Here is a 21,502-nt window from a genome sequence, read left to right as displayed (position 1 = left end):
ACCATTTTTCCAAAGGCGGAGGACCACAGCGGCTGGCGGCCCAGCGCTCGGAGGACATCGTTGAGGAAGGTGGGCTCGGAGGAGCTTGTTCGGGCTGCGAACTACGCGTCGGCGCGGGGAGGTTGTCGCTCCCGCCTGTCCCGTGCGGTGCCCGCCCGTTCCGGTTCCCGGCGTCGCTGTGCGCTGTCGCTGATGCGCAGCATCAGAGCCACCATCAGCCAGTTGGCGACCATGGAAGAACCGCCCTTGGCGAGGAAGGGCAGAGCCTTGCCGGTGAGGGGGATGAGGCCGAGGACGCCACCCGAGACGACGAACACCTGCAGCAGGAGAGCGCTGGAAAGGCCGACGACCAGGAGTTTGCCGAACGGGTCGCGGCCCATGAGGCCGGCGCGCAGGCCTCGTTGGGCGAGCAGGGCGTAGAGCAGGAGCACCGCCGTCACGCCGGTGAGACCGAGTTCCTCGCCGACCGTGGTGAGGATGAAGTCGCTGTTGCCGGCAAAGCCGATCAGCTCGGGGTGGCCCTGGCCCAGGCCGCTCCCGGTGATGCCGCCGCTGCCGAAGCTGAACAGCGCCTGGGCCAACTGCTCGGACATGCCTGCCGCTTGGCCCTTCGGGGTGAGCGCGTCCATCGGGTGCAGCCAGGCCACCACACGACCGTGGACGTGCGGTTCCATCGAGCCGACGACCGTCGCTCCCACGGCGAACATCACGACGCCGAAGACCACCCAGCTGCCCCGCTCGGTGGCCAGGTACAGCATGATCACGAAGAGGCCGAAGAAGATCAGGGAGGTGCCCAGGTCCCGCTCGAAGACGAGCACCAGCAGACTGATCATCCAGATCGTGACGATCGGGCCCATCTGCCGCCCAGGAGGCAGCCGCACGCCGAGCACGCGGCGTCCGGTGAGAGCGAGCGCGCCGCGGTTGACTGTGAGATAGCCGGCGAAGAACACCGCGATCGCGATCTTCACGAACTCGCCGGGCTGCACCGACAGCGGTCCCAGCAGAATCCACCGCTTGGCGCCGAACTGGTCCGCTCCGAAGAAGGCCGGCGCCATCAGCAGCACCAGGGCGACGGTCATCATGACGTAGAGGTAGCGCTGGAGCCGGCGGTAGTCGGGCAGCACGAGCAGGACGCCGACGCATACGGCGATGCCGATCGCCGACCACATCAGCTGCCCGCTGCCCGCCTGGGCGATGTGCAGACGGCGTTGCGCCGCGTACGTGATGTCGAGACGGTGCAGAAGGACCAGTCCGAGGCCGGTCAACAGCAAGGCGATCGTCAGGATCAGGGGGTCGGCCCGAGGCGCCCAGCGGCGCACCGCGATGTGCGGGACGATCGCCAGCAGGACGACGGCCACGCTGAAGCCGGCGAACCCGGGCGGCAACCGGTCCAGCATGGACACCCCGACGTATGCGTAACCGCTCACGATGACCAGCACGGCCATGGCGAGCATCAACGCCTCGGTCCGCCGCCGGTCGGGCGCCAGCGCGAGGGCCGCCATGGACATGGTCCGTTCGGCGTCCGTGTCGTGTGTATCCGGCGCCGACGGCGCGGCTTCCCTCAGGCTCCGCAACAAAAACCTCCACCTCGGGGCACCACGAACTGGGCAAGGCGTGAACCCGGTTGTGGTGATTCGCGCCGGAAGACGATGAGCGGTCGATCATGGTTGCTCGGTGTGAATCGCCTAACCATGGCGTCCTTCACCTGGCGCCTCGGCCTTGTCATTCTTGAAGAGGATCCCGAGCCCGGCGTCACACTAAAGGCCGGCGGACCTCAACCAGCGTTCGGCGATACCCGCAACCCACGGCCCGACTTCGTCCGGTGTCGCGGGTGGTGCCTCGACGATGACGATTTCAGTCACCCCGACGCGGGCCAACTCCGGCAGATCTTCGGGGGTCGCGTCGGTCAGCGCCACCGCCACGGTGAGCTTCTTCCCCGAGTGGTTCGGCTCCGGGCAGTGCTCAGCCAGGGAGGAAACACGTTCCACCGCCTCTGCGACCGAGAGGTTGAAGCCGTACCACCCGTCCGCGATGGTCGCGGCCCTGCGCAACGCCAAGCTGCTGTTGCCGCCCATGACGACCGGGATCCCCTGCTCGCGCACGGGTTTGGGGTTGACGCGGACGCCGTGGAAACGCGTGAAGTCTCCCTCGAACGTGGCCACGTCTTCGCGCCACAGTGTCCGTATGACGGCGAGGTACTCCTCGGTCCGCCGGCCGCGTGCGGTGAACGGAACGCCGAGCGCGGCGAATTCGTCGGCGGACCAGCCGATTCCGATGCCGAGGGTGAGCCGCCCGTCCGACAGGACGTCCAGGGTCGCCGCTTGTTTGGCGACCACCACAGGATTGTGCTCAGGCAGCAGCAGAACTCCGGTGGCGAGGCCGATCTCTTTCGTCACGGCCGCTGCGAAGCTCAGTGCGAGCAGCGGGTCGAGCCAGTCGGCGTCGGCCGGGACGGCGATCCGGCCGTCGTCGGAGTAGGGATACCGTGAGACGGGGGCGTCGACCAGGACGACGTGTTCGCCTGCCCAGAGCCGCCTGAATCCATGAGCCTCGGCGGCCTGCGCCACCGCCCGGACGACCTCTGGACGAGCACCGCTCCCGATGCCCAGGGCATGCAGACCTACCTGCATACTCCGCCTCCTGAAACCCCATGCGGGTGCTGTGCCGGCAGGCAGCCAGGATGTGCAGGCAGCCAGAACCAGCAGAGATGACCGACCGTAACAGTGCCTTCCGGATACGACTGGCCGCCGTGCCGTGTCGATTGCCGGCCGATGCGGAACCGGTCGTCGGCCTGTGGCCCTCGCTGCTCCGAACGGGCGCAAGGCATGGGTGCCGCGCGTGGGAACCGGCCGATCAACGCCTGCTCCGAGCAGGTCGGCATGGCTCGGTGATGCGGGCCGTTTGCCGGGGTGGGGGAGGGGATCCATGGGCTCCATAGATGCCGGTCGAGGCTGCCTCCACGTCACAGGGGGTGGATGGTGCTCGTTGTGGTGCGGGAAGCCCTGGCGGTCGAATATCGGCAGTCGGTGGGCGGCCCAGGTGCTTCCCCCCGGTTGCAAGGGTCGGGGCAACCGCAGCGCCGTTTCACCCGGCCCACCTAAGCTGTGGCCGGCGCCCAGTCAGCCGGCTTGCTCAGGAGCCGGGGCCACCGAGCGCAGCCACCCGGGGCGATCGCATCCGCTCAGCCATCTCGTAACGGCCCGTCAGGAGCCTTGGCCGAAGGCCGGGTTGCCCGTGACGATGCGGGCGTGGTCGAGCAGACGGTCCTCGATGTCCTGTGCGGTCGCACTGCCGATCAGCAGGTCCATCGCGTAGCCGTCCTCCAGGGCCACGAAGGACCGTCCCAGGGCTGGGGCGTCACCGGTCAGCGTGAAGTCGCCGCTCTCCTGCCCGAGTTCGAGCACCTGGCGGTAGAGCTCGGCCTGCTGGACGGCGAAGGTGCGCTGCCGGTCGGCGGCACCCTCGTTGCGCAGTGCGACGGGGAACAGTTCGAAGAGCAGCCGGGTGCTCTCCTCGCCTTCTCCGGGCCAGGGGACGCCGGTGTGGATGCAGGCACGCAACCGTGCCACCGGGCCCTCCGCCGCCGCGATGGCCTTCTCGCGGCTGACGAAGTACGTCGCTGCGCTGCGCTCGAACACGGCGGCGAAGAGTTCCTGGATATCGGCGTAGTAGTAGAGCACCGAGGCGGGGGTGACGCCGGCGGCCCGGGCGACGTCCCGCAGCTTGGTGGCTGTGGCTCCGATGTCCACCACGGTCCTGGCGGTCGCCTCGATCAGCTGGGCGCGGCGTTCCGCCTGGTTTCTCGGTCGGGCCATGGGGGACATGCTCGCACACCCCCGGACGGCTCCCTCATCTCACCTGCGGCGACCCATTGACCCGCCCTCATTCGTTAACTAAATTTCGTTTAACGAATCCCCGAGTCAGACCTGGTGACCCATGTCCCGTCCCCTCCCTCTCGTCCTGGCCCAGGCAGCCCAGCGCACCGCCGACGACCTGGACGGCCTGGCGGCCGACGTGCGAAAGCGCACGGCGGGGCTCCCCGCCACCCCCCTGATCGTCTATCCCGAGCTGCATCTGGGCGGCCCGGTCGGCGGTGCCACGCCCGCACCCGCCGAGCTTCCGGAAGCCCTCGCCGAGCCCCTGGACGGCCCGCGTGACCGCGCCCTCGCGGAACTCGCCGGCGATCTCGGTGTCTGGCTCGCCCCGGGCAGCGTCTACGAGCGTGGCGCCGATGGACGCGTCTACAACACCGCCCCCGTCTACTCCCCGCGCGGCGAGCGCGTCGCGACCTACCGGAAGATCTTTCCGTGGCGGCCCTACGAGACCGTGAGCCCGGGCGCCGAGTTCACCGTCTTCGACCTTGACGGCATCGGCCGCGTGGGACTGTCGATCTGCTACGACGCGTGGTTCCCCGAGACCACCCGCCACCTCGCCTGGATGGGCGCCGAGCTGGTGCTGAACTTCGTGCTGACCTCCGGCAGCGACCGGGCCCAGGAAGTCGTGCTGGCCCGCGCCAACGCCATCGTCAACCAGGTCTTCGTCGCCAGCGTCAACTGCGCCGCGCCCGTCGGCACCGGTCGCAGCCTGCTCGTGGACCCGCAGGGCACCGTCCGCTCCGAGGCCGCGGGCGACAGCGACACCACCCTGACCGACGTGATCGACCTGGACGAGGTCACCAACGTCCGCCGTCTCGGCACTGCCGCGCTCAACCGGCCCTGGCAGCAGTTCCGCCCCGACGACCAGCCCCTCGCCCTGCCGCTCTACCAGGGCCGCATGGACCCCGCCACCTGGGCCGGCGCCACCGCCCCGGCCTCCTTGCCCGGCCAGCCGGCCGAGGCCAGCCCTACACTCGGGGAAGTGAGAGTCCCGTGACAGATCAGCCCACCCGCCTGCGTGGAGACCTCGGACTCGTCTCCGTGGTCGCCTTCGGCGTCGCCTACATGGCTCCCGCCGTCGTCACCTCGATCTTCGGCGTCATCGCCGCCACCAGCAAGGGCGCCGCGCCCACGGCCTACGTGATCGCCACCGGAGCCATGCTGCTGACCGGCCTCAGCTACGCCAAGATGGCCAAGGTCCACCCCAGCTCCGGCTCCGTGTACACCTACGCCCGCAAGGAACTCGACTCCCGCGTCGGCTTCCTCGCCGGATGGGCACTGCTGCTCGACTACCTGTTCCTGCCGATGGTCGCCTGGCTGCTCCAGGCCATCTACCTCCACGCCCAGTTCCCGGCCATACCGGAGTGGGCCTGGCTGGTCATCAACGTGGTCCTCGCCACGGCCATCAACGTCCTCGGCCTCAAGGTCGCCGACCGCATCAACCGAGTGCTGCTGGTCGGCGTCACGGCCATCCTCGTCGTCCTCGCCGCGCTCTGCGTCCACTACGGCCTCGGCCACGGCGGCGGCCCCGCGGCCGGCCACTCCTTCTGGAACAGCGCCACCAGCATCTCCGCCGTCACCGCTGCCGCCGCCGTCGCCGCCTACGCCTTCCTCGGCTTCGACGCCGTCAGCACCCTCAGCGAAGAGGTGCGCGACCCGCAGCGCACCATCCCGCGCAGCATCATCCTCACCGTCCTGACCGGCGGCGGCATCTTCATCGCGATCTCCTTCCTGATGCAGTGGGCCCACCCGGGCGGTTCCTTCCCCGACGAGAACTCCGCCGGGTACCTCCTGTCCACGACGGTCGGCGGTAAGACGTTCGCCGACGTCGCCAACATCGTCAGCATGCTCGGCGGGTTCGCCTCCTGCGTCGCCATCCAGGCCAGCACCAGCCGCCTGATGTTCGTCATGGGCCGCGACGGCGCCCTGCCGCGCCCGATCTTCGGACGCCTGCACCGCAAGCTGCTCACCCCGGTCACCAACGTGCTGGTCATCGGCGCCGTCGGCCTGCTGGCCATGAACCTCTCACTCGCCGACGCCACCTCCTTCATCAACTTCGGCGCGTTCCTCGGCTTCACCCTCGTCAACGTCTGCGTGATCGCCTACGCCGTACGGCAGTGGCGCTCGGGCACCCGTCACTCGCCCGTGCGATACCTGCTCCTGCCCGCCGCGGGCGCCGCGGTGGACGTCTACCTGATCACCCAGCTCGGCGGCACCGCCGTCAAGCTCGGCCTCGGCTGGCTGGTCATCGGCATCGTCTGGCTCGCGGTGATCACCAAGGGCTTCCGCCGCCCAGCGCCCGAACTGCGACTCCAGTCCGACGGGGAAGGCGGAGGCTCGGCCGAGTCGGAAGCCTCCGGCCCCCTCCTCCCGACGACCTGAACCACGCCCGAGGCCCCCGACCGCAGAGAGCGGCCGGGGGCCTCGGGTCATGCATGCCTGACCGCGGACTCTCGCGTGCCTGCCGCGGTGCATGGAGTACGCCTCAACGGCGACGCTCCTGACACCGCCTGCCCTCCCGAACGCCGTCGACTCATCTGCAACCTGAGGCCCCGGGTCTACGTCTCACGGGGAGCCGGGGGCGGAAATCCGTCGGGTGCCGAAGCAGGCGGGCTGGGCTGGGGGAGAACACGTGGCGAGTGCGTTTTCGACAAGGCGGGGAGCGGGCTCGACTACGAGCCCTGGGAGATCTGCTGTCGGTGTGGTCGGCTGTGCCGTGGTCATGATCGCCGGCACGGTGTTCGGGCTGCCCGGCGCCGCACAGGCGGCCTCCACCACATCGGTGCCGGGATCTGTGCCACCCGTCGTGCACACCCTGCCCGTTGCGAGTGCCGCGCCGTCCTCCCAGCAACTCACCGTCCAGGTGTGGTTGAAGCCGGACCTGGCTGGTGCCGCGGCGTTCGCCGACGCGGTCAGTACGCCGGGCAGCGGGGAGTTCCACCACTATCTGAGCCCCGACGCCTACACCGCCAGGTTCGCTCCTTCCCGCGCACGGGCCAGAGCGCTCGCGGGATGGCTGAGCGCCAAGGGGCTGACAAAGGTGAACGTCGGCAGCGGCCGCGACTACGTCTCGGCGACAGGGCCGGTGGCGAAGGTGCAGTCCGCGTTCCGAGTGCGGATCAACAAGTATCGGGTGAACGATGCGCACGGCAGGCCCACGCTGATCCAGTCCGCCGACCGCGACGTCTCGGTGCCCACTTCGCTGGCTCCCGACGTTCTGGCGGTCACCGGGCTGAGCGGCGCCCGGCCGGCCGTACCCCTTGCCTCGGCGACGTCGGACACGGGCCGACCCACAGCGACCGGGAAAGCGGCGACGTGCTCGGGGTACTGGGCGCAGCACACGCAGGCCTTCCGACCGACCTACCGAGGGCTGATCAAGGCATCGCTGCCGGTCTGCGGGTACTCCGCCGCCCAGATCCGCGGCGCCTACGGGGCGACCTGGACGGACACCGGCAAAGGGCAGACCGTGGCGCTGACCGAGGACGAGGCGCCGACCGCGATGTTCCAGACGCTGACGGACTACGCGAAGAGCAATCATCTCCCCGCGCCGAAACCCTCGCAGTTCCGGGAAGTCCGGGCCGGGAGCTCCTGCAGCCCGCCGGCGACTCGCGTGACGCAGTCGGCCGCCGTGAACGACGAGGCGGAGATGGACTCCGAGGCCGTCTACGCCATGGCCCCCAACGCCAACCAGCTGATGGTGGTCGGGGGAGGATGCGACGAGGACCAGGCGCTGCTCGACGCCGCACTGGCCGTGCTGACGGGTGACGGACACCGTCCCAGCGCTTCCATCGAATCCAACTCGTGGCAGATTCCTCTGGGTTCGGTGCCGGAGTCGACCGTGCACGCGATCGACGTGCGGGCCGCTGCCGAGGGGGTCGGCATGTACTTCGCGTCCGGTGACACTCCCGGTCTGACGGCGACCGACTCCGACCCGTACGCGGTGGTGGTCGGCGGCACCAGCGTCGGCATCGGGGCGACGAACAACCGGGTCTTCGAGACCGGGTGGTCCGACGACTACGGTTCCCTGGACCACGGCAAGTGGACCGACCTGGGCGTCAGCGGCGGCGGAGGGGGCATCAGCCTGGTCTACGCGCAGCCCGCCTACCAGAAGGGTGTCGTCCCCGCGGCGATGGCGCGCGTCCGAGTGGGCAAGCGGATGGTCACCGAACGCGCCGTGCCCGACATCGCCGCCGACGCCGATCCCGACACCGGCTTTCTGTCCGGGTACATCGCGTCGATGAGCCACGGCAAACCGGGACCGTACCGGACCATGGTGAACGCCGGCACCAGCCTGGCGTGCCCGCTGATCGCCGGCCTGATCGCGGACGCCCAGCAGGGCCGGAAGTCGGCCTTCGGCTTCATCAACCCACTCGTCTACCGGCTCGCCGGCACCCGGGCGTTCCACGACGTCCTGCCGGTCGGCTCGTCGATGCCCCAGCAGGACCGGGCCGCCTACCTCCCGGCGGACGGTACGCACGACGGAACGGGTATCGACGTCTTCGACGCCCAGGATCGCACCCAGACCCAGCAGGTCACCGCCAAGGGCTACGACACCATGACGGGCGTCGGTACACCGAACGGCCCCGCCTTCATCACCGGCCTGCGCCACGCTGCCCACTGACCGGGCCAGGACGACCGCGGTAGGCACCGGTCGGGGTGGGGTCCGGTGCCCCCGTGTGTCGTCGAACCCGTGCGAACGGCCGCTCATCGGCCGGTCGCGCGGGTGGGGCCGGGGTCTCAGAGCATGAGCAGGAGCCGCGTGTTGGGGACGAGCTTCCGGTTCACGCTGGTGCTCTGCACGAAGATCGTGAAGTCGTCGTTGTGGTCCGGCTTGACGCGGACTTCCACGTCCGGCAGGCCGAGCAGAGCCCGGGCCTCGGGCCCCGTGTACACCCGGTCCGTCTTCTTCTCCAGCACCGCTATCTGCTTCCGCGCCTGGATCTTCTCCGACTTGCTCAGCTGGTAGAACGCACCGCCGGTACGGTAGGTGTGCCCGGACTCCACGACCCAGTCCCGGATCCCCGCGTCACGCGCGACGGAGATCAGCTGGTACTCGGACGGGTTCGCCGGGGTGAGGCCGGCCGCCTTGATGGTGTCGCTGTTGACCGCTTCCGCACCCACGGAGAACACCGCCCGCGTTCCCCGGACGCCCTTGGTACGGCCCACCATGAACTTCTCGGTGGCCTGCTGGATGACGTGCCCGGCCTCCTCCAGCCCCCGTGTGCTCGTGGCGTCCCAGACGGCGATGTTGTCCTTCGGGAAACCGCACTGGATGGCCTCGCGCTTGCCCATCTGGTCCGGCACGAGGACGGCCAGCGTCCAGTTGACCTCTTGCGTCTCGATCATCTCGGCCACGGCCCCGACCAGGTCACGCGGATTCCGGGTGGGGGCGTCCGGGCAGCGGTGACTCGCGTTCTCCTGCCCGTCGGTGAGGATGAACGTCAGGAAGCTGTGGTCGCCGTACAGTTGCGCCGTCTGCGCCAGCTCCCGCTGTGACTTCAGTGCGGCCGCCAGCAGAGCCGTCATCCCACCCACCCGGTACAGCTGCTTCAGCGACGGCATCCGCAGCACGTCCTTGTCATAGATGACGCACTCCACCTTGTCGGCGAAGACGTACACCGTGACGCGGGTTTCCTGGTCCAGTTCCCTGGACCGGCGGGCGAGGTAGGCGATCTGCTGGTCGGCGACCTCGACGACCTTGCGGCTCAGATGGGTCATGGACGAACTGGCATCCAGCACAAGGGCAACGTGATTGATGTAGTTCTGGCTTCCGGTCATGACGGCTCCCCCTCGTTCCGACTCGATGCTCCTACCGTCTCACGCACCACTGACAATCGATCTTGGATCGCCGGTCGCGCACGGCCGGCGCCAGGGCGCCCAGCATCAGCAGCCCCGTCAGCCCGAACCCCCACCCGTACCCGGTGTGTGCCGCGAGGAGGCCGAAGCCCGCGGCGCCCACGCCCATGCCCCCGTCGTAGGCGAGGTTCCACAGGGCGGTGACCGTGCCGTACGACGGGCGGGAGACGCGGCTGTACATCAGGGTGAGCGTGGCGTTCTGGGCGATGCCGAAGCCGGTGCCGAAGACGGCCGCACCGGCGAGTACGGCGACCGGGCCGGGGGGCGCCGCCAGGGTCGACAGACCGGCGGCCGACACCAGCAGTCCCGGTACCACCAGCCGTGCCGGGCCCCGGCGGTCGCCGTACCGCCCCGCCACCCAGCGGGCCGCGGTCGAGGCGGTGCTCTGCACCAGCAGGGCCACCGTCGCGATGCCGGACCCGTGGGGGACCGCCAGCGGCAGAAAGGTGACCAGGATGCCGGCGGCGACGGCGGTGGCCCCGAACACCACGGTCGGTCGCCGCAGCCCGCCGGCCCGCAGGCCACCCACCACCCCGAGAGCCTTCGTTCGCCCACCGGACGCAACCGGCCCGCCGTTGCTTGTGCTCGACCGGACATCGGTCGCGCACGAAGCCTGCCCGTCGGACTCGTCGGACTCGTCGGACTCGTCGGACCCGTCGGGGCCGTCGGGGCCGTTATCGGCCGTGCTCGGCCGGACGTCGCCAGGGTGTGGGGCCTGTTGGGCGCCGGGCGTATCCGGGATGCCATCGGACGCGCTCGTCCCACCGCCGGTCGCCTCGTCGCCGCACAGCACCGGTACGGCGCCGTCCGCGGCTGTCTCCGGCCCGAGCCCGCGCCGCCTCCGCCTCCTCGGAGCCGGCTCTCCCTGTTCCCGCAGCCCCCGTACCGTCGGGATCGCCATGAGGGCGGCGAGGGCCGCCGCCGCGGTGACCGGGGTGTAGCCGATGTGGCCGGAGAGCCAGACGCCCAGGGGCAGCGCGACGAGGGACGGCACGCCTCCGACCAGCCCGACCAGGGCGATGCCCTCGCCCCTGCGTTCCCCCGGGATCAGGGCCGCCGTCAGGGCGCCGCCGGCGACCATCGAGAGGCCGAAGCCCAGGCCGCGCACCCCGCACACCGTTGCCGTCCAGGCCGGGCCGTCGGACAGGGACAGCGCGAGCGCGGGGGCGCCCAGCAGGAGAAGTCCGGCCGCCAGCGGGCCCCGGCTGCCGTACCGGCCGAGGATCCGGGGTCCGGCCAGCTCGCCGAGCACCGTGGACAGCATCAGCGAGCCGGTCGCGAGTCCCGCCCCACTCCGCCCGGCGTGCACGGGCACCGCCGAGAGCAGCAGGAAGAAGCTCACATTCGAACCCACCACGCTCACGAACCGCAGGAGCAGCCCACGGGTCAGCAAGGGCGGCCGGGCGGTGGAAGTCATGGGGTTAGTAAGGGAGTTGCTCATGCCCTGGACGCTAGGTTCCGACCGGCCCCCCGGTAAGCTCCAATTCCATGCCTGTGCAGTGGGCCGGTCTCTCGCCCGAGCTGTTGCTGACCGTCGACCGGAGCAGCGGCGAACAGTTGCGCGCCCAGCTTGAGCGACAAGTACGGGACGCCATCCGCACCGGGCGCCTGTGCCAGGGCGAACGGCTGCCCTCCTCCCGGGAACTCGCGCGGGCCCTCGGCCTCTCCCGTGGCCTGGTCCAGGACTGCTACGCCCAGTTGCAGGCCGAGGGTTATCTGGTCGGCCGCGTCGGCTCGGCCACGCGCGTGGCCCCCTGCGCACCCACCGCCGCGCCCTCGCCCCAGGCGGAGCGGACCGGTCAACTTCCGTTCCTGATAGCCGACTTCCGGCACGGCGTGCCGGATCTGGCTTCCTTTCCCCGCGCCGACTGGCTCTGGGCGGTCCGGGAGGTGACCCGGGCCATGCCGACCGCCGAGCTGGACTACGGTGATCCGCGCGGTAGCCGGGTCCTGCGCGAGGTACTCGCCGCCTATCTGCGCCGGGTCCGCGCGGCCGCCGCCGACCCCGCGCACACCCTCGTCTGCTCCGGGTACGCCCAGGGGCTCGCCCTCACCCTGCAGTCCCTCGTCCACGCGGGCATCCGTGCCGTCGCCATCGAGGACCCCGGCGCCCCGGCCACCACGGCCGCGTCCATCCGAGCCGCCGGACTGACCCCCGTCCCCGTCCCGGTCGACGCGCACGGTATGGACGTCACCGCTCTGGAGGCGACGGGCGCCCGAGCCGTCGTCGTCACCCCCGCCCACCAGTGGCCCACCGGAGTCGTCCTCGCCCCTGAACGCCGGCACGCGCTGGTCGCCTGGGCCCGGCGCCGCGACGCGTACGTCGTCGAGGACGACTACGACGCCGAGTTCCGCTACGACCGGCAGCCGGTCGGCGGGCTCCAGGGCCTGGCGCCCGACCGCCTGGTGTCGATCGGCACGGTCAGCAAGTCCCTGGCCCCCGCCCTGCGCCTCGGCTGGCTGCTGTCACCGCCCGCGCTCAGTGCGCCTCTCACCGCACTGAAACGGATCGCCGACCGGGGTGCCCCCACGCTCGACCAACTCGCCCTCGCCCGGCTGATCGAGTCGGGCCGCTACGACCGCCACCTGCGCCGCATGCGCACCCTGTACGCGGCCCGCTGTACGACCCTGCGTACCGCCCTCGCCGCCCACGCCCCAGCCGTACGCCTGACCGGCCTCGCAGCCGGCTTCCACGCCGTGGCCCATCTTCCGGCCGGGACGGACGAGCAGGCCGTGATCGCCGCCGCCCGCGCCCGCCGGGTCGGCCTCTACAGCATGAGCTCCCACCGCACCTCCGGGGCGGCAGATCCGCCGCAACTCGTCCTGGGCTTCGGCGACCTGCCCGAGCGCTCGATCACGGAAGGTATCCGGACGGTGGGAGACCTGCTGGAGGGACGGACGCCGGCCTAGGTCCCGTCTTCCAGAACCCGCCCGCGTCCAACCTCACCCCGCGCCCGCCGACTTCAGCACCGCCAGCAGCGTACGGGCATCCCGCACGGTGGGGTGGCCCTCGCCGAGGTGGACAGCGGCGTCGTTCACCACCTGCTCGGCCTGTGCCACTCCGCCGGGCCGGTCGCAGCCGAGCATGGCGTGGGACACGCGCAGACGCAGTGTCAGCGGGTGGCGCGCGCCGAGCCGTGCCTGGGCCTCGTCGAGCAAGGTGCCGCAGCCACGGCGCGTCTGCGCCATGGGCGACCCCTCCTGTTCGCGCTCCCAGCGATGGACTCGGGCCGCCAGCTCCGCGGCCGCTTCCTCGAGCGTCACCGTGCGGGTGGCGCCACCGTTGTGGGCGTCCGACTCGGGCGAGGGCCTGGTGACCGCGGTTTCGACGGCGTGGCAGGCCTGCGGCACCAACCATGTGGTGTCTTCGGCGGCATGAGCTCGGGTGTAGGCGAGGGTCTCGTAGTGGCGTGTGGCAGGCATGGTGGCATGTTCCGCCACCAGGTTCCGCGCCCGGTCGGACAGCGGTGGCGGTTCGATCCGCCCGCACCGGCTCCGGGAACCAGTGCCTCGGCCACCTCACCGGCCGTCGGCCGCTCGGCCGGATCGAGGTGAAGGCACGATCGGACCAGCGCCACGAAGTCCTCGGGGAGCCCGGTGAGATCGGGTGTGCCGGCCCGGATGCCGGCGACCACGGACGGCGTGTCCCGGCCCCAGGGGCTGCGCCCCAGAGCAAGGCCGGCGAGAACGGTGCCCAGGGAGAACACGTCGCTGGCGGGTGTGAAGGTGCGTTGTTCGCGCAGCTGCTCAGGGGAGGCGTACGCGTAGGTGCCCGCGAAGCCGCGCCGTGGCTCGGTGAGCCGTTCGATCTGGGCGATGCCGAAGTCGATGACACGCGGGCCGTCCTCGGTCAGCAGCACGTTGGCCGGCTTGAGATCGAGGTGCACGATGCCCTCGGCGTGGATGGCACTCAGGGCGAGGGCGATGCCCGCCCCCAGGGTGCGCACGAGGCCGACGTCCAGCGGCCCGCAGCGCTCGGCGAGTTCCCGCAGCGAGGGGGCGGCCACGTACGGCACCGCCATCCACGGGGTCGGACCGTCGGTGTCCGCGGCGATCATCGGCACGGTGAACCGCCCGTCGACCCGTTGGGCCGCCCGCGCCTCGTGGGCGAAGCCCCGCCTGATCGGGGGAGCCGCGGCGAGGTGCGCGTGCAGGGTCTTGACCGCGACCATCAGCCCGTCGGGATCCTGGCACAGGTAGACACGCCCGAAGCCGCCCTCGCCGACGCACTCCAGCACCTCGTACGAGCCGAAGACCGACGGCTGGTCCGCCCCGGAGGTGGGCCGTGCCCGCTCCATCTCCCGCCAGGTCCCGATGGCCTCGGCGCCCGCGTGCAGGGCGATCTCATCCAGCGGCGGTGCATCGAGGAGTGCGCACGTGAGCCGCTTCGCCGCGGGTGGGTGAGCCGTACGATCTCCGCGGTGGCCCGCGGCTGGGGATTCCAGAACGCGGCGCACTTCAGCCGCGTCTTCAAGGCGGCCTACGGCTGTTCGCCCAGCGAGTGGCGGGACGCGGGCCCGACCCCGGGCGCGCCGGAGGCGACGTAGCTCGCCACCGGTCCGTCCCGCCGTCCGCACGTACGTCAGGAGCCCATGTGTCCCGCGCCCGCCTCCACGGGTTCTCCCGCTCCGACACCAGCCGTGCCGAGGCCTTCAGCGACGGCGTGCTGGCCGTCGCCGTCACGCTGCTGGTCCTCGGTCTGTCCGACCCCAAACACCGGCCGGGCGGTCTCGGGCACGCCCTGGTGGCCCAGTGGCCCGCCTACCTCGGCTATCTCGCCTCGTTCGGATACATCTCGGTGATCTGGCTCAACCACCACCAGGCCTTCGTGCGGATCAGGTACATGGACCGCGGGCTGCACGCCGCCAATCTGCTGCTGCTGTTCACCACGACGGCCCTGTCGTTCCCCACCGCGGTGGTCGCGAGCGCACTCCAGGCCGACCCCTCGGGATCCGACGCGCGGGTCGCCGTCGCCCTCTACGCCGGACTCGCCGCGGCGATGTGTCTGAGCTGGGTGCTCTTCTACCACCAGCTCGCCCGCAGGCCCGAGGTGCTGGAACCGGCCGTGGAGGACGCCTACGTACGACACGGATGGCAGCGGTCCCTGGCCGGAGCCGTCGCCTACGGCACCGCCGGGCTCCTCGGCGTGCTCGTCGCGCCGCTGCTGGCGATCGCCGTCTTCGTGGTGCTCCCCGTCTTCTACTTCGTCACCAGCGAAGGGTTCCCGCAGGGGCGGGAAGGCTGACGGGGTGTCACCCCGTGCGGGCCGGCGCTCACGCGCGTCGAGGCGGGCGAGCCGCTCGCGGGGGTGGGCCGCGCGCCGGGGGTCGGCGTCCGGCCCCAGGGCGAGACGGCGTTCAGCGCCTCCCGTGCCTCGGCCCTCCTGCCCGCGCTCAGCGATGCCCCGCTCAGCTCGGTCAGTTGCCGGCTCTCCACGGCGGTGTTGCCGGTGGCGCGGCAGATGTCGACGGCGGTCCGCCAGTGGGCGACGACCTCTCCGCATCACCCCGAGACGGGTCATGTCCGAGGGCGCGGGAGCGCATGCTCTGCAGGGAGCCGTGCAGATCACCGGCGGCCTCGAACAGCCGGCCCGCCCGCTCGTTGTGCTCGAGCGCCTCGGCCGGCTCGTCGAGCAGGCGGTGCGCCCAGGCGCCGTAGTTGTGCGCCCACGCCTGCTGACCCGGATCACCGGCACGTTCGGCGGCGGCCGGCGCCCGTCCGGAGCGGGCGCGGCTGTCCCGCGGCCGGTCCTCGCGGATGAGCAGGGCCCAGGCGTGGTAGTCGAGCTGCGTCGCCTCGAGCAGGGGTTCGTCCAGCGCTCGGGCGGAACGGGCGGCGGCGGCGAAGACCTCGGGCCAGTGCACCCGGAAGATCCACTGGTCGGAGAGCCAGTGAAGCGACTCCGCCACCTCCACTACGGTCGCGTACTCGCCCGCCGCCGCGGCGGCGCGCAGGGCCGTCAGCCAGTGGGCTCCCTCCACCTGCAGCCACTCACGCGCCCGGCCGGAGTCGGACAGGTCGACCATGCCCCGCCCGCCGGCCGGCGGGGCTCCGTGCTCGGGTTCGTACCAGCGTCCGGCGACGACCGCGGTCTCCAGCAGCCAGCGGTACGTCGCCGTACGGGCCCGCTCCGCCTCTGGGCGCGTCCGAGCGACCGCCTCCGGAGCGTCAGCCGTCGCGCCACGCCGTCCTGCCCAGGTCACGGACGTGGCCGGGCCTCCGTTCCTTAGGAGTCGGGTGAGAGGAGGGCCACCCTGGGCGGGGAAGACCGTTCAGGGGGGCTACCCTGGGTGCTGATGCAGACACCTCGTTCGGTGAGGCGTCTTCACGGACACAGGCCACTGATCCCACCCGTCGAGAGACGCTCCGGATCAGGACAGGTCTCCCCGGCCCAAGGGGTGACCCCAAGTGGCTTCCCTCGCGAGGGATCACGCCGTGGAGTGCCAAAGCTCTGACGAGTTGGGGTGCGCTGGGCCGAGCCGGTTCCGGCTGCCCCTTGCCGCAGGATCGCGACACCTTGTGCGCGGCCGTGACCGGGAGGAGGCGACATGGACAGTAGTCCGGGCCATAGTCGGCCCCTCTTCGTGTTGTCCGCGCCGTCCTTCCGCGGTCCGCGGCAGCCTTCTCTTCCCTGACCCCCGTCCGGCCCGCAGGCCGTGCGTCGACCTGCGTCCGGCATGCCGTGCGGCCGTCCGGGGGAGGAAGCGCGCTGCTGTGGGCCGCCCGTAGCCCCGCCATCCCGGGGCATGGGGGTGTTCATCTTGGCTGCCCACACTCTGCTCATGTCCACTTCGGCCCGTCTGCGCGGTCGCCGGATCAGCCTGGAGCGCCGTGTCACCGCGTCCAAGGCCGTACGCACTTCTCTGGTGTCGCTGGCCGGGCTGATCGGCGGCCCGGTCACCAACCAGTCGGGCGAGGAGGTCGGCCGAGTCGCCGACGTGGTCGCCCGTCTGTACGGCAGCGAGTCGTACCCGCCGGTGACGGGACTGATCCTGCGCATCGGGCGCCGCAGGACCTTCCTGCCCGTCGAGAGCGTCGGCAAGGTGCACGCCGGGCACGTGCGGCTGCGCACGGCCCGGGTCGACCTGCGTGACTTCATCCGCCGTCCCGGAGAGGCGCTGCTGGCCAAGGACGTACTCGACCACCAGCTCGTGGACGTCGACGGCGTACAGGTCACCCGGGCCGCCGACCTCTACCTCGCGCCGCTGGTCGATCAGATCGTCCTGGTCGGTGTGGACGTCTCGCTGCCCACCCTGCTCCGCCGCCTGGGCCCGCGCCGCTGGCAGGCCCGCCCCACCCCGGAACGGGTGCTGGACTGGCAGGCCGTCGCGCCCTTCGCCGAACAGGCCACCGAGGGCCCTCCGGAGGTCCGGCTGCGCGCCTCGCGAGCCGCGCTGCACCGGCTGCGCCCTGCCGACCTGGCCGACATCCTCGAAGACCTGGGACGAGCCGAGCGCCAGCAGCTCCTGGGCTGGCTGGAACCGCAGCAGGCCGCCGACGCGCTGGAGGAGATGGAACCGGCGGAGCTGCAGAACCTGCTGCGCGAGGCCAAGCCGGAACACGCCGCCCGCCTGGTCGACGAGATGGAACCCGACGAGGCCACGGACGCCCTGCGCGACCTCACTCGTGACGAGCGCGACGCTCTGCTGGTACGGATGCCGAAGACAGAGGCGGCGGAACTGCGCCGGTTGCTCGCCCACCGGGCGGACACCGCGGGCGGCGCGATGACCACCCTGCTGATCACCGCTCAACTCGACGAGACCGTTGCCCAGGTACGGGGGCGGCTGGCAGAACAGGCCGAACACCGGACCGAGATCGACGCGATCGCCGTGGTGGACGGCGCGGACCGGCTGCTGTGCGACGTCGCGCTGTTCGACCTGGCGGTGGCCGAGGACGTAACCCCCATGGCCGATCTGGCGGCCTGGCGGGCGCAGTTCGGTCCACCGGACACGGTGCGGGCCACCGCAAGCCTGACGGAGACGGCCGACCAGTTGGTCGCAGCCCGTGCCTCCTCCCTGCTCGTGGTCGACGACACCGACCGCCCGATCGGCCGGATCCTGGCCGACGACCTGCTCGACGCGATGCTGCCCGAACGCGGGCGCCTGCACTTCAGGAGGTTTCTGCAGTGACCCGCGACCTCGACACGGCCACCGCGGCCGCGAAGTCCACCACGCCCGTACGCCGCACCGGCTGGCGGCGGATCACCATGATCGCGGCGGTCGCCGGTCCCGGCCTGGTCGCCGCGAACGCCGGCAACGACGCCGCCGGTATCGCCACCTACGCCTCCGCGGGCTCCCAATTCACGTACGGCACCCTGTTCTTCATGGTGCTGGTCACCGTCGCCCTCGTGATGGTGCAGGAGATGGCCGTCCGGCTGGGCGCGCACACCGGCAAGGGCCTGGGCGCGCTGATCCGTGAGCAGTTCAGCCTGCGCCTGACCGCCCTCGCCGTGTTCTGCCTGCTACTGGCCAACACCGGCCTGGTCGTCAGTGAGTTCGCCGGGATCGGCGCGGCCTTCGAACTGCTCGGGGTGCCCAAGTGGGCGGTCATCCCGCCGGCCGCGATCCTGCTGTGGGCGCTGGTGCTGTTCGGTTCGTACCACTGGGCCGAACGCATCTTCCTGATCATGTCGCTGGCGTTCTTCGCCTACCCGATCGCGATGATCCTCGGCCATCCCGACTGGGGCACGGTCGGCCACCACCTCGTCGTCCCGCACATCGAGCCGAGCAAGGACTTCATCCTGCTCGCGGTCGCCCTGATCGGGACGACGGTCAGCCCGTACATGCAGTTCTACGCCGCGGCGGGCGTCGTCGACCGCGGCGCGAAGCCCGCCGACTACCCCCTCATCCGCGCCGACGCCGTCCTCGGGGCCGTGTTCGCCTGCGTCATCAGTCTCACCATCATCATTGCCACGGCGTCCGCCATCGGCGGCACCGGCCCGCTCGACTCCGCCGCCCAAGCCGCCGAAGCCCTCAAACCGGTCGCCGGGAAGAACGCCGAACTCCTCTTCGCCGTCGGCCTGATCGGCGCCTCCGCGCTGGCCGGCGCCGTGGTGCCGCTCTCCGCCAGCTACGCCATAGGAGAGGCCGCCGGTGTCGAGCGCTCCGTCTCCCGCAGCTTTCGCGACGCCCCGCTGTTCCTGGGCCTGTTCACCGCCCAGATCATCCTCGGCGCCGCCGTGGCCATGACCCCGGTCGACGTCATCCAGCTCCTCATCGGCACCCAGGTACTGCAGGGCCTGATCAGCCCGATCGTCCTGGTCTACCTGCTGGTCCTGACCAACCGGCGCTCGGTTCTCGGCGCCGCCACGAACGGACCGCGCTACCGCGTCGCCGCCACCGTCGTGGTGGTCGGCGTCGGCGCGATGTCGACGATCCTGCTGGTCCAGACCGTCCTCGGCTGGTTCGGCCTCGCCTGACCCCGGACACAGCCCGGCGTGCGACGCGTCCGCGCTCCTGCCGAGGGGCTGGAGCGCGGACGGTGGCGCCCGGCCCCTCTCGGCGCCGGGGCGTCAGCCGGCTGCGACGAGGGCGAGTGCGGCGAGGACGAGAGCGCAGGCGGCCACGGTCAGGGCAGTCCGTGCGAGCCGCGCGCCGCGCACCCGCCTTCGCGGGGGCGGTGCGAAGCAGCAGCAGGGCCGTGCCGGATGCCAGTAGGGGGAGTCCAGCCAGTAGGAGCCGAGGAGTCGAGCGTTACCGGGGATGAGGGCTTCGTCGTCCACGCGTGGGCCAACGGCGGTCCGGCCGCGCGGGTTGCGGTCGTGGGCCCGGACGGCATCGGACCGTGACCTTGCATAGCCGCTGGGCATCTGCCGGCGGGCGAACACGCCGGCGCGATGCCGGGGGAGCCGTGTACCGGAACCCGGTCGCCACCTGCCCGGGATCGTGTGGCAGCCGTCCATCGACGGCGGCCACATGGTCAAATCGTCTTGACCTGACCGCCGTCGATGGTGAACTCGGCCCCTGTGATGTTGCCGGCGAGGGGAGAGGCGAGGAAGAGCGCCAGATCGGCGACTTCGTGGGCCTCGGTGACCCGCCCCGTGGAGATGCCCATGCTCTGCGGCACGACCACATCGATGGCTTCCTGCGCCGTGGTGCCGCTCTGGGACGCCATCACATCGGCGAAACCGCCCGGCTCGGTCCAGAAGGGGGTGCGCACCGGCCCCGGTGCGATCGAGTTGACCCGGACGCCCCGCGGTGCGAACTCCTCGGACAGCGACTTGGTCAGGCTGGCCAGCGCCGCCTTGGCCGCGGAGTAGTCGACGACCGTGGGGAAGGGCAGGCGCGCGTTGATGGAGCTGATGTTGACGATGCAGCCCCCGTCGCCGCGGAGCAGGTGGGGGAGAGCCGCGCGGCTGGCCCGGACCGCGCTGAACAGGGTGATGTCGAAGATCCGCTGCCACTCGGCGTCGTCGACGTCCAGGAAGCTCGGGCGGGGCGTCGCGGCGCCCACATTGTTGACCAGAGTGTCGACCCTGCCGTACTGGTCCACTGCGATCCGGACGAGTGCGTCCGGTCCCTCGGCGCTGGCCAGGTCGACCGGAACCACGGTGACCCCGTACTTCTCGTGGAGCCCCGAGAGCTCGGGAGTGCTGCTCCGGCTGCCGGCGACGACCTGTGCCCCTTCCCGGGCGAAGGCGTCCGCGACGGCCAGGCCGATGCCTTTGCTCGCTCCGGTGACGACGGCGACATTGTCCTTGAGCTGGAGGTCCATGGCGTTCCTTGTCCGGGTCGGCCCCCTGTCTCCACGGTAGGCGGAACCGACGCAGCCGGCTCAGGCGAGCGGCGACGTGCGCCGTGCATCTCGGCGGCCCGTTGGAACGTGACGTGCCTGCCCAGCGGAGCCCGCCGGGGCCGTAGACATCGCCGTCGTAGCCACACAGGGGCTGCCGAAGACGCCGTACGCCGCCTGCGGCGCCCTGAATGGCCTCCGCTGGGCGGCGTGTTCGCCCCGGCTCAGTCCGAATGGTGTGGGATCACGCTGCTGGATCGCGGCGCCGCAGGATGAGGATGGCGACCGTGGTGGCCACGGCGATGGCGGCGATCCGCGCCACGACGTCATCAGGGGCGGCAAGGGAACGGCGCGTCGGATCAGGCCACACGGCGGCGGCAAGCGATCAGTGGTACGGCGGTGACCGCGCCGCACACCAGCCCGGCCCCGAGGGTGAGCACCACCAGTGACGGGACGGACATCGGTTCTCCGGCGCCGAGCACGGACCACAGCGCGTCGCGGAACGCGACCGCGAGATGGATCGCGACGCATCCGGCGATCACGGACACCTCCGCGATGTGGCGGATGGCTGTGCGCGGTGGCCGGGTGATGAAGCCTCCGATCAGGTTGCTGATCCAGCAGAAGGCGAGATAGGCCGTCGTCTCGACGACCAGCGCCCAGGCGATCAGCAGCGGATCCGTCCACCCCTCCCCGCCGGCGAGAGCACCGACGAGACCCATGGCGACCAGCGCGCTCAACCCGACGAAGACGCCCATCGTGTGCCGGCGCACCCAGGCCGCGTTGCCGTCGGTCACCCAACGCCGCAGCACGGGAATCCGCCTGCAGATCCAGACGGCGTCGCCGAGCCAGTCATGCCGCCAGCGCGCGGCCGATCCACGCGGCATCCGGCAGCGCACCAGCAACAGGGTCGCGACGAGCGCGGCCGCGCAGGTCCCGACCAGTCCACCCATCACGTCTCCCTCTTCTCGCCTCGTACCGGGGAGTGTTCCCCGATACGGATGCTATCGTCGGCCGAGTAAACGGGGACCATCCCCCGATTT

18 protein-coding genes, 1 pseudogene and 1 riboswitch are annotated in these 21,502 nt (G+C 71.2%); of the genes and pseudogenes, 8 read left to right on the top strand and 11 right to left on the bottom strand.

Annotated elements, in window-relative coordinates; translation table 11 throughout:
• Positions 1 to 101: 101 nt before the first annotated feature.
• The 3 genes from ACWEN3_RS11575 to ACWEN3_RS11565 all read right to left on the bottom strand — a co-directional run bounded on the left by ACWEN3_RS11575 (position 102) and on the right by ACWEN3_RS11565 (position 3,815).
• Complete coding sequence (locus tag ACWEN3_RS11575) at positions 102 to 1,508, bottom strand: FtsW/RodA/SpoVE family cell cycle protein (protein WP_452968737.1); 1,407 nt, start codon at positions 1,506 to 1,508, stop codon at positions 102 to 104.
• A gap of 249 nt (positions 1,509 to 1,757) precedes the next feature.
• Positions 1,758 to 2,630, bottom strand: coding sequence for an LLM class F420-dependent oxidoreductase (locus ACWEN3_RS11570; RefSeq protein WP_452968734.1), 873 nt, complete (start codon positions 2,628 to 2,630; stop codon positions 1,758 to 1,760).
• Between the two features lie 573 nt (positions 2,631 to 3,203).
• Positions 3,204 to 3,815 carry a TetR/AcrR family transcriptional regulator gene (locus ACWEN3_RS11565; protein WP_452968732.1) on the bottom strand — a complete coding sequence of 204 codons (612 nt, stop codon included), beginning with the start codon at positions 3,813 to 3,815 and terminating at the stop codon, positions 3,204 to 3,206.
• A gap of 121 nt (positions 3,816 to 3,936) precedes the next feature.
• Between ACWEN3_RS11565 and ACWEN3_RS11560 the strand changes: the two genes are divergently transcribed.
• The 3 genes from ACWEN3_RS11560 to ACWEN3_RS11550 all read left to right on the top strand — a co-directional run bounded on the left by ACWEN3_RS11560 (position 3,937) and on the right by ACWEN3_RS11550 (position 8,496).
• Positions 3,937 to 4,872 (top strand): carbon-nitrogen hydrolase family protein, encoded by a 936-nt coding sequence (locus ACWEN3_RS11560; RefSeq protein WP_452968729.1) that lies wholly within the window; start codon positions 3,937 to 3,939, stop codon positions 4,870 to 4,872.
• A complete protein-coding gene (locus ACWEN3_RS11555) occupies positions 4,869 to 6,257 on the top strand; it encodes an APC family permease (RefSeq protein WP_452968727.1) in 1,389 nt (462 codons plus the stop codon). Before ACWEN3_RS11560 ends, ACWEN3_RS11555 begins: the two co-directional genes overlap by 4 nt.
• A 340-nt stretch (positions 6,258 to 6,597) precedes the next feature.
• Positions 6,598 to 8,496, top strand: coding sequence for a S53 family peptidase (locus tag ACWEN3_RS11550; RefSeq protein WP_452968760.1), 1,899 nt, complete (start codon positions 6,598 to 6,600; stop codon positions 8,494 to 8,496).
• Between the two features lie 116 nt (positions 8,497 to 8,612).
• Here ACWEN3_RS11550 and ACWEN3_RS11545 read toward each other — a convergent pair whose 3' ends face one another.
• Both ACWEN3_RS11545 and ACWEN3_RS11540 read right to left on the bottom strand, forming a co-directional pair.
• Positions 8,613 to 9,653 (bottom strand): vWA domain-containing protein, encoded by a 1,041-nt coding sequence (locus ACWEN3_RS11545; RefSeq protein ID WP_452968724.1) that lies wholly within the window; start codon positions 9,651 to 9,653, stop codon positions 8,613 to 8,615.
• A gap of 31 nt (positions 9,654 to 9,684) precedes the next feature.
• Positions 9,685 to 11,172, bottom strand: a complete 1,488-nt coding sequence (locus tag ACWEN3_RS11540) for an MFS transporter (protein ID WP_452968721.1) — start codon at positions 11,170 to 11,172, stop codon at positions 9,685 to 9,687.
• Positions 11,173 to 11,219: 47 nt separating this feature from the next.
• Between ACWEN3_RS11540 and pdxR the strand changes: the two genes are divergently transcribed.
• Positions 11,220 to 12,641 (top strand): MocR-like pyridoxine biosynthesis transcription factor PdxR, encoded by a 1,422-nt coding sequence (pdxR, locus tag ACWEN3_RS11535; protein WP_452968718.1) that lies wholly within the window; start codon positions 11,220 to 11,222, stop codon positions 12,639 to 12,641.
• 33 nt (positions 12,642 to 12,674) lie between these two features.
• Here the strand turns inward: pdxR and ACWEN3_RS11530 are convergent, their stop codons facing one another.
• Together ACWEN3_RS11530 and ACWEN3_RS11525 are read right to left on the bottom strand one after the other, a co-directional pair.
• Entirely contained in the window at positions 12,675 to 12,920 is a 246-nt protein-coding gene (locus ACWEN3_RS11530) for a hypothetical protein (protein WP_452968715.1), read from the bottom strand.
• Positions 12,921 to 12,991: 71 nt separating this feature from the next.
• Entirely contained in the window at positions 12,992 to 14,029 is a 1,038-nt protein-coding gene (locus ACWEN3_RS11525) for a serine/threonine-protein kinase (protein ID WP_452968712.1), read from the bottom strand.
• 45 nt (positions 14,030 to 14,074) lie between these two features.
• On the opposite strand from ACWEN3_RS11525, the pseudogene ACWEN3_RS11520 reads away from it, so the two are divergent.
• Together ACWEN3_RS11520 and ACWEN3_RS11515 are read left to right on the top strand one after the other, a co-directional pair.
• Positions 14,075 to 14,278: pseudogene (locus ACWEN3_RS11520) on the top strand (helix-turn-helix domain-containing protein); the annotation flags it as partial.
• 47 nt (positions 14,279 to 14,325) lie between these two features.
• Positions 14,326 to 14,976, top strand: a complete 651-nt coding sequence (locus ACWEN3_RS11515; RefSeq protein ID WP_452968709.1) for a TMEM175 family protein — start codon at positions 14,326 to 14,328, stop codon at positions 14,974 to 14,976.
• 172 nt (positions 14,977 to 15,148) lie between these two features.
• On the opposite strand, the gene ACWEN3_RS11510 is transcribed toward ACWEN3_RS11515, so the two are convergent.
• Complete coding sequence (locus ACWEN3_RS11510) at positions 15,149 to 15,934, bottom strand: hypothetical protein (RefSeq protein WP_452968706.1); 786 nt, start codon at positions 15,932 to 15,934, stop codon at positions 15,149 to 15,151.
• 96 nt (positions 15,935 to 16,030) lie between these two features.
• Positions 16,031 to 16,202: riboswitch (M-box (ykoK) riboswitch) on the top strand.
• A 290-nt stretch (positions 16,203 to 16,492) separates the two neighbouring features.
• Between ACWEN3_RS11510 and ACWEN3_RS11505 the strand changes: the two genes are divergently transcribed.
• Together ACWEN3_RS11505 and ACWEN3_RS11500 are read left to right on the top strand one after the other, a co-directional pair.
• The gene (locus ACWEN3_RS11505; protein WP_452968705.1) at positions 16,493 to 17,860 is read left to right on the top strand and encodes a magnesium transporter MgtE N-terminal domain-containing protein; all 1,368 of its coding nucleotides are present in this window, start codon (positions 16,493 to 16,495) and stop codon (positions 17,858 to 17,860) included.
• Positions 17,857 to 19,149: an NRAMP family divalent metal transporter gene (locus tag ACWEN3_RS11500; RefSeq protein WP_452968702.1), complete on the top strand. Its 1,293-nt coding sequence runs from the start codon at positions 17,857 to 17,859 to the stop codon at positions 19,147 to 19,149. The genes ACWEN3_RS11505 and ACWEN3_RS11500 overlap by 4 nt, the downstream gene beginning before the upstream one ends.
• A 93-nt stretch (positions 19,150 to 19,242) precedes the next feature.
• On the opposite strand, the gene ACWEN3_RS11495 is transcribed toward ACWEN3_RS11500, so the two are convergent.
• The 3 genes from ACWEN3_RS11495 to ACWEN3_RS11485 form a co-directional block, all read right to left on the bottom strand.
• The gene (locus ACWEN3_RS11495; protein WP_452968699.1) at positions 19,243 to 19,452 is read right to left on the bottom strand and encodes a hypothetical protein; all 210 of its coding nucleotides are present in this window, start codon (positions 19,450 to 19,452) and stop codon (positions 19,243 to 19,245) included.
• 197 nt (positions 19,453 to 19,649) lie between these two features.
• Complete coding sequence (locus ACWEN3_RS11490; RefSeq protein WP_452968696.1) at positions 19,650 to 20,444, bottom strand: SDR family NAD(P)-dependent oxidoreductase; 795 nt, start codon at positions 20,442 to 20,444, stop codon at positions 19,650 to 19,652.
• Positions 20,445 to 20,821: 377 nt separating this feature from the next.
• The gene (locus ACWEN3_RS11485; protein ID WP_452968694.1) at positions 20,822 to 21,412 is read right to left on the bottom strand and encodes a hypothetical protein; all 591 of its coding nucleotides are present in this window, start codon (positions 21,410 to 21,412) and stop codon (positions 20,822 to 20,824) included.
• Between the last annotated feature and the right edge of the window lie 90 nt (positions 21,413 to 21,502).

This window comes from Streptomyces sp. NPDC004561, from assembly GCF_053602155.1.
This window is presented reverse-complemented; position numbering and strand designations above follow the sequence as displayed.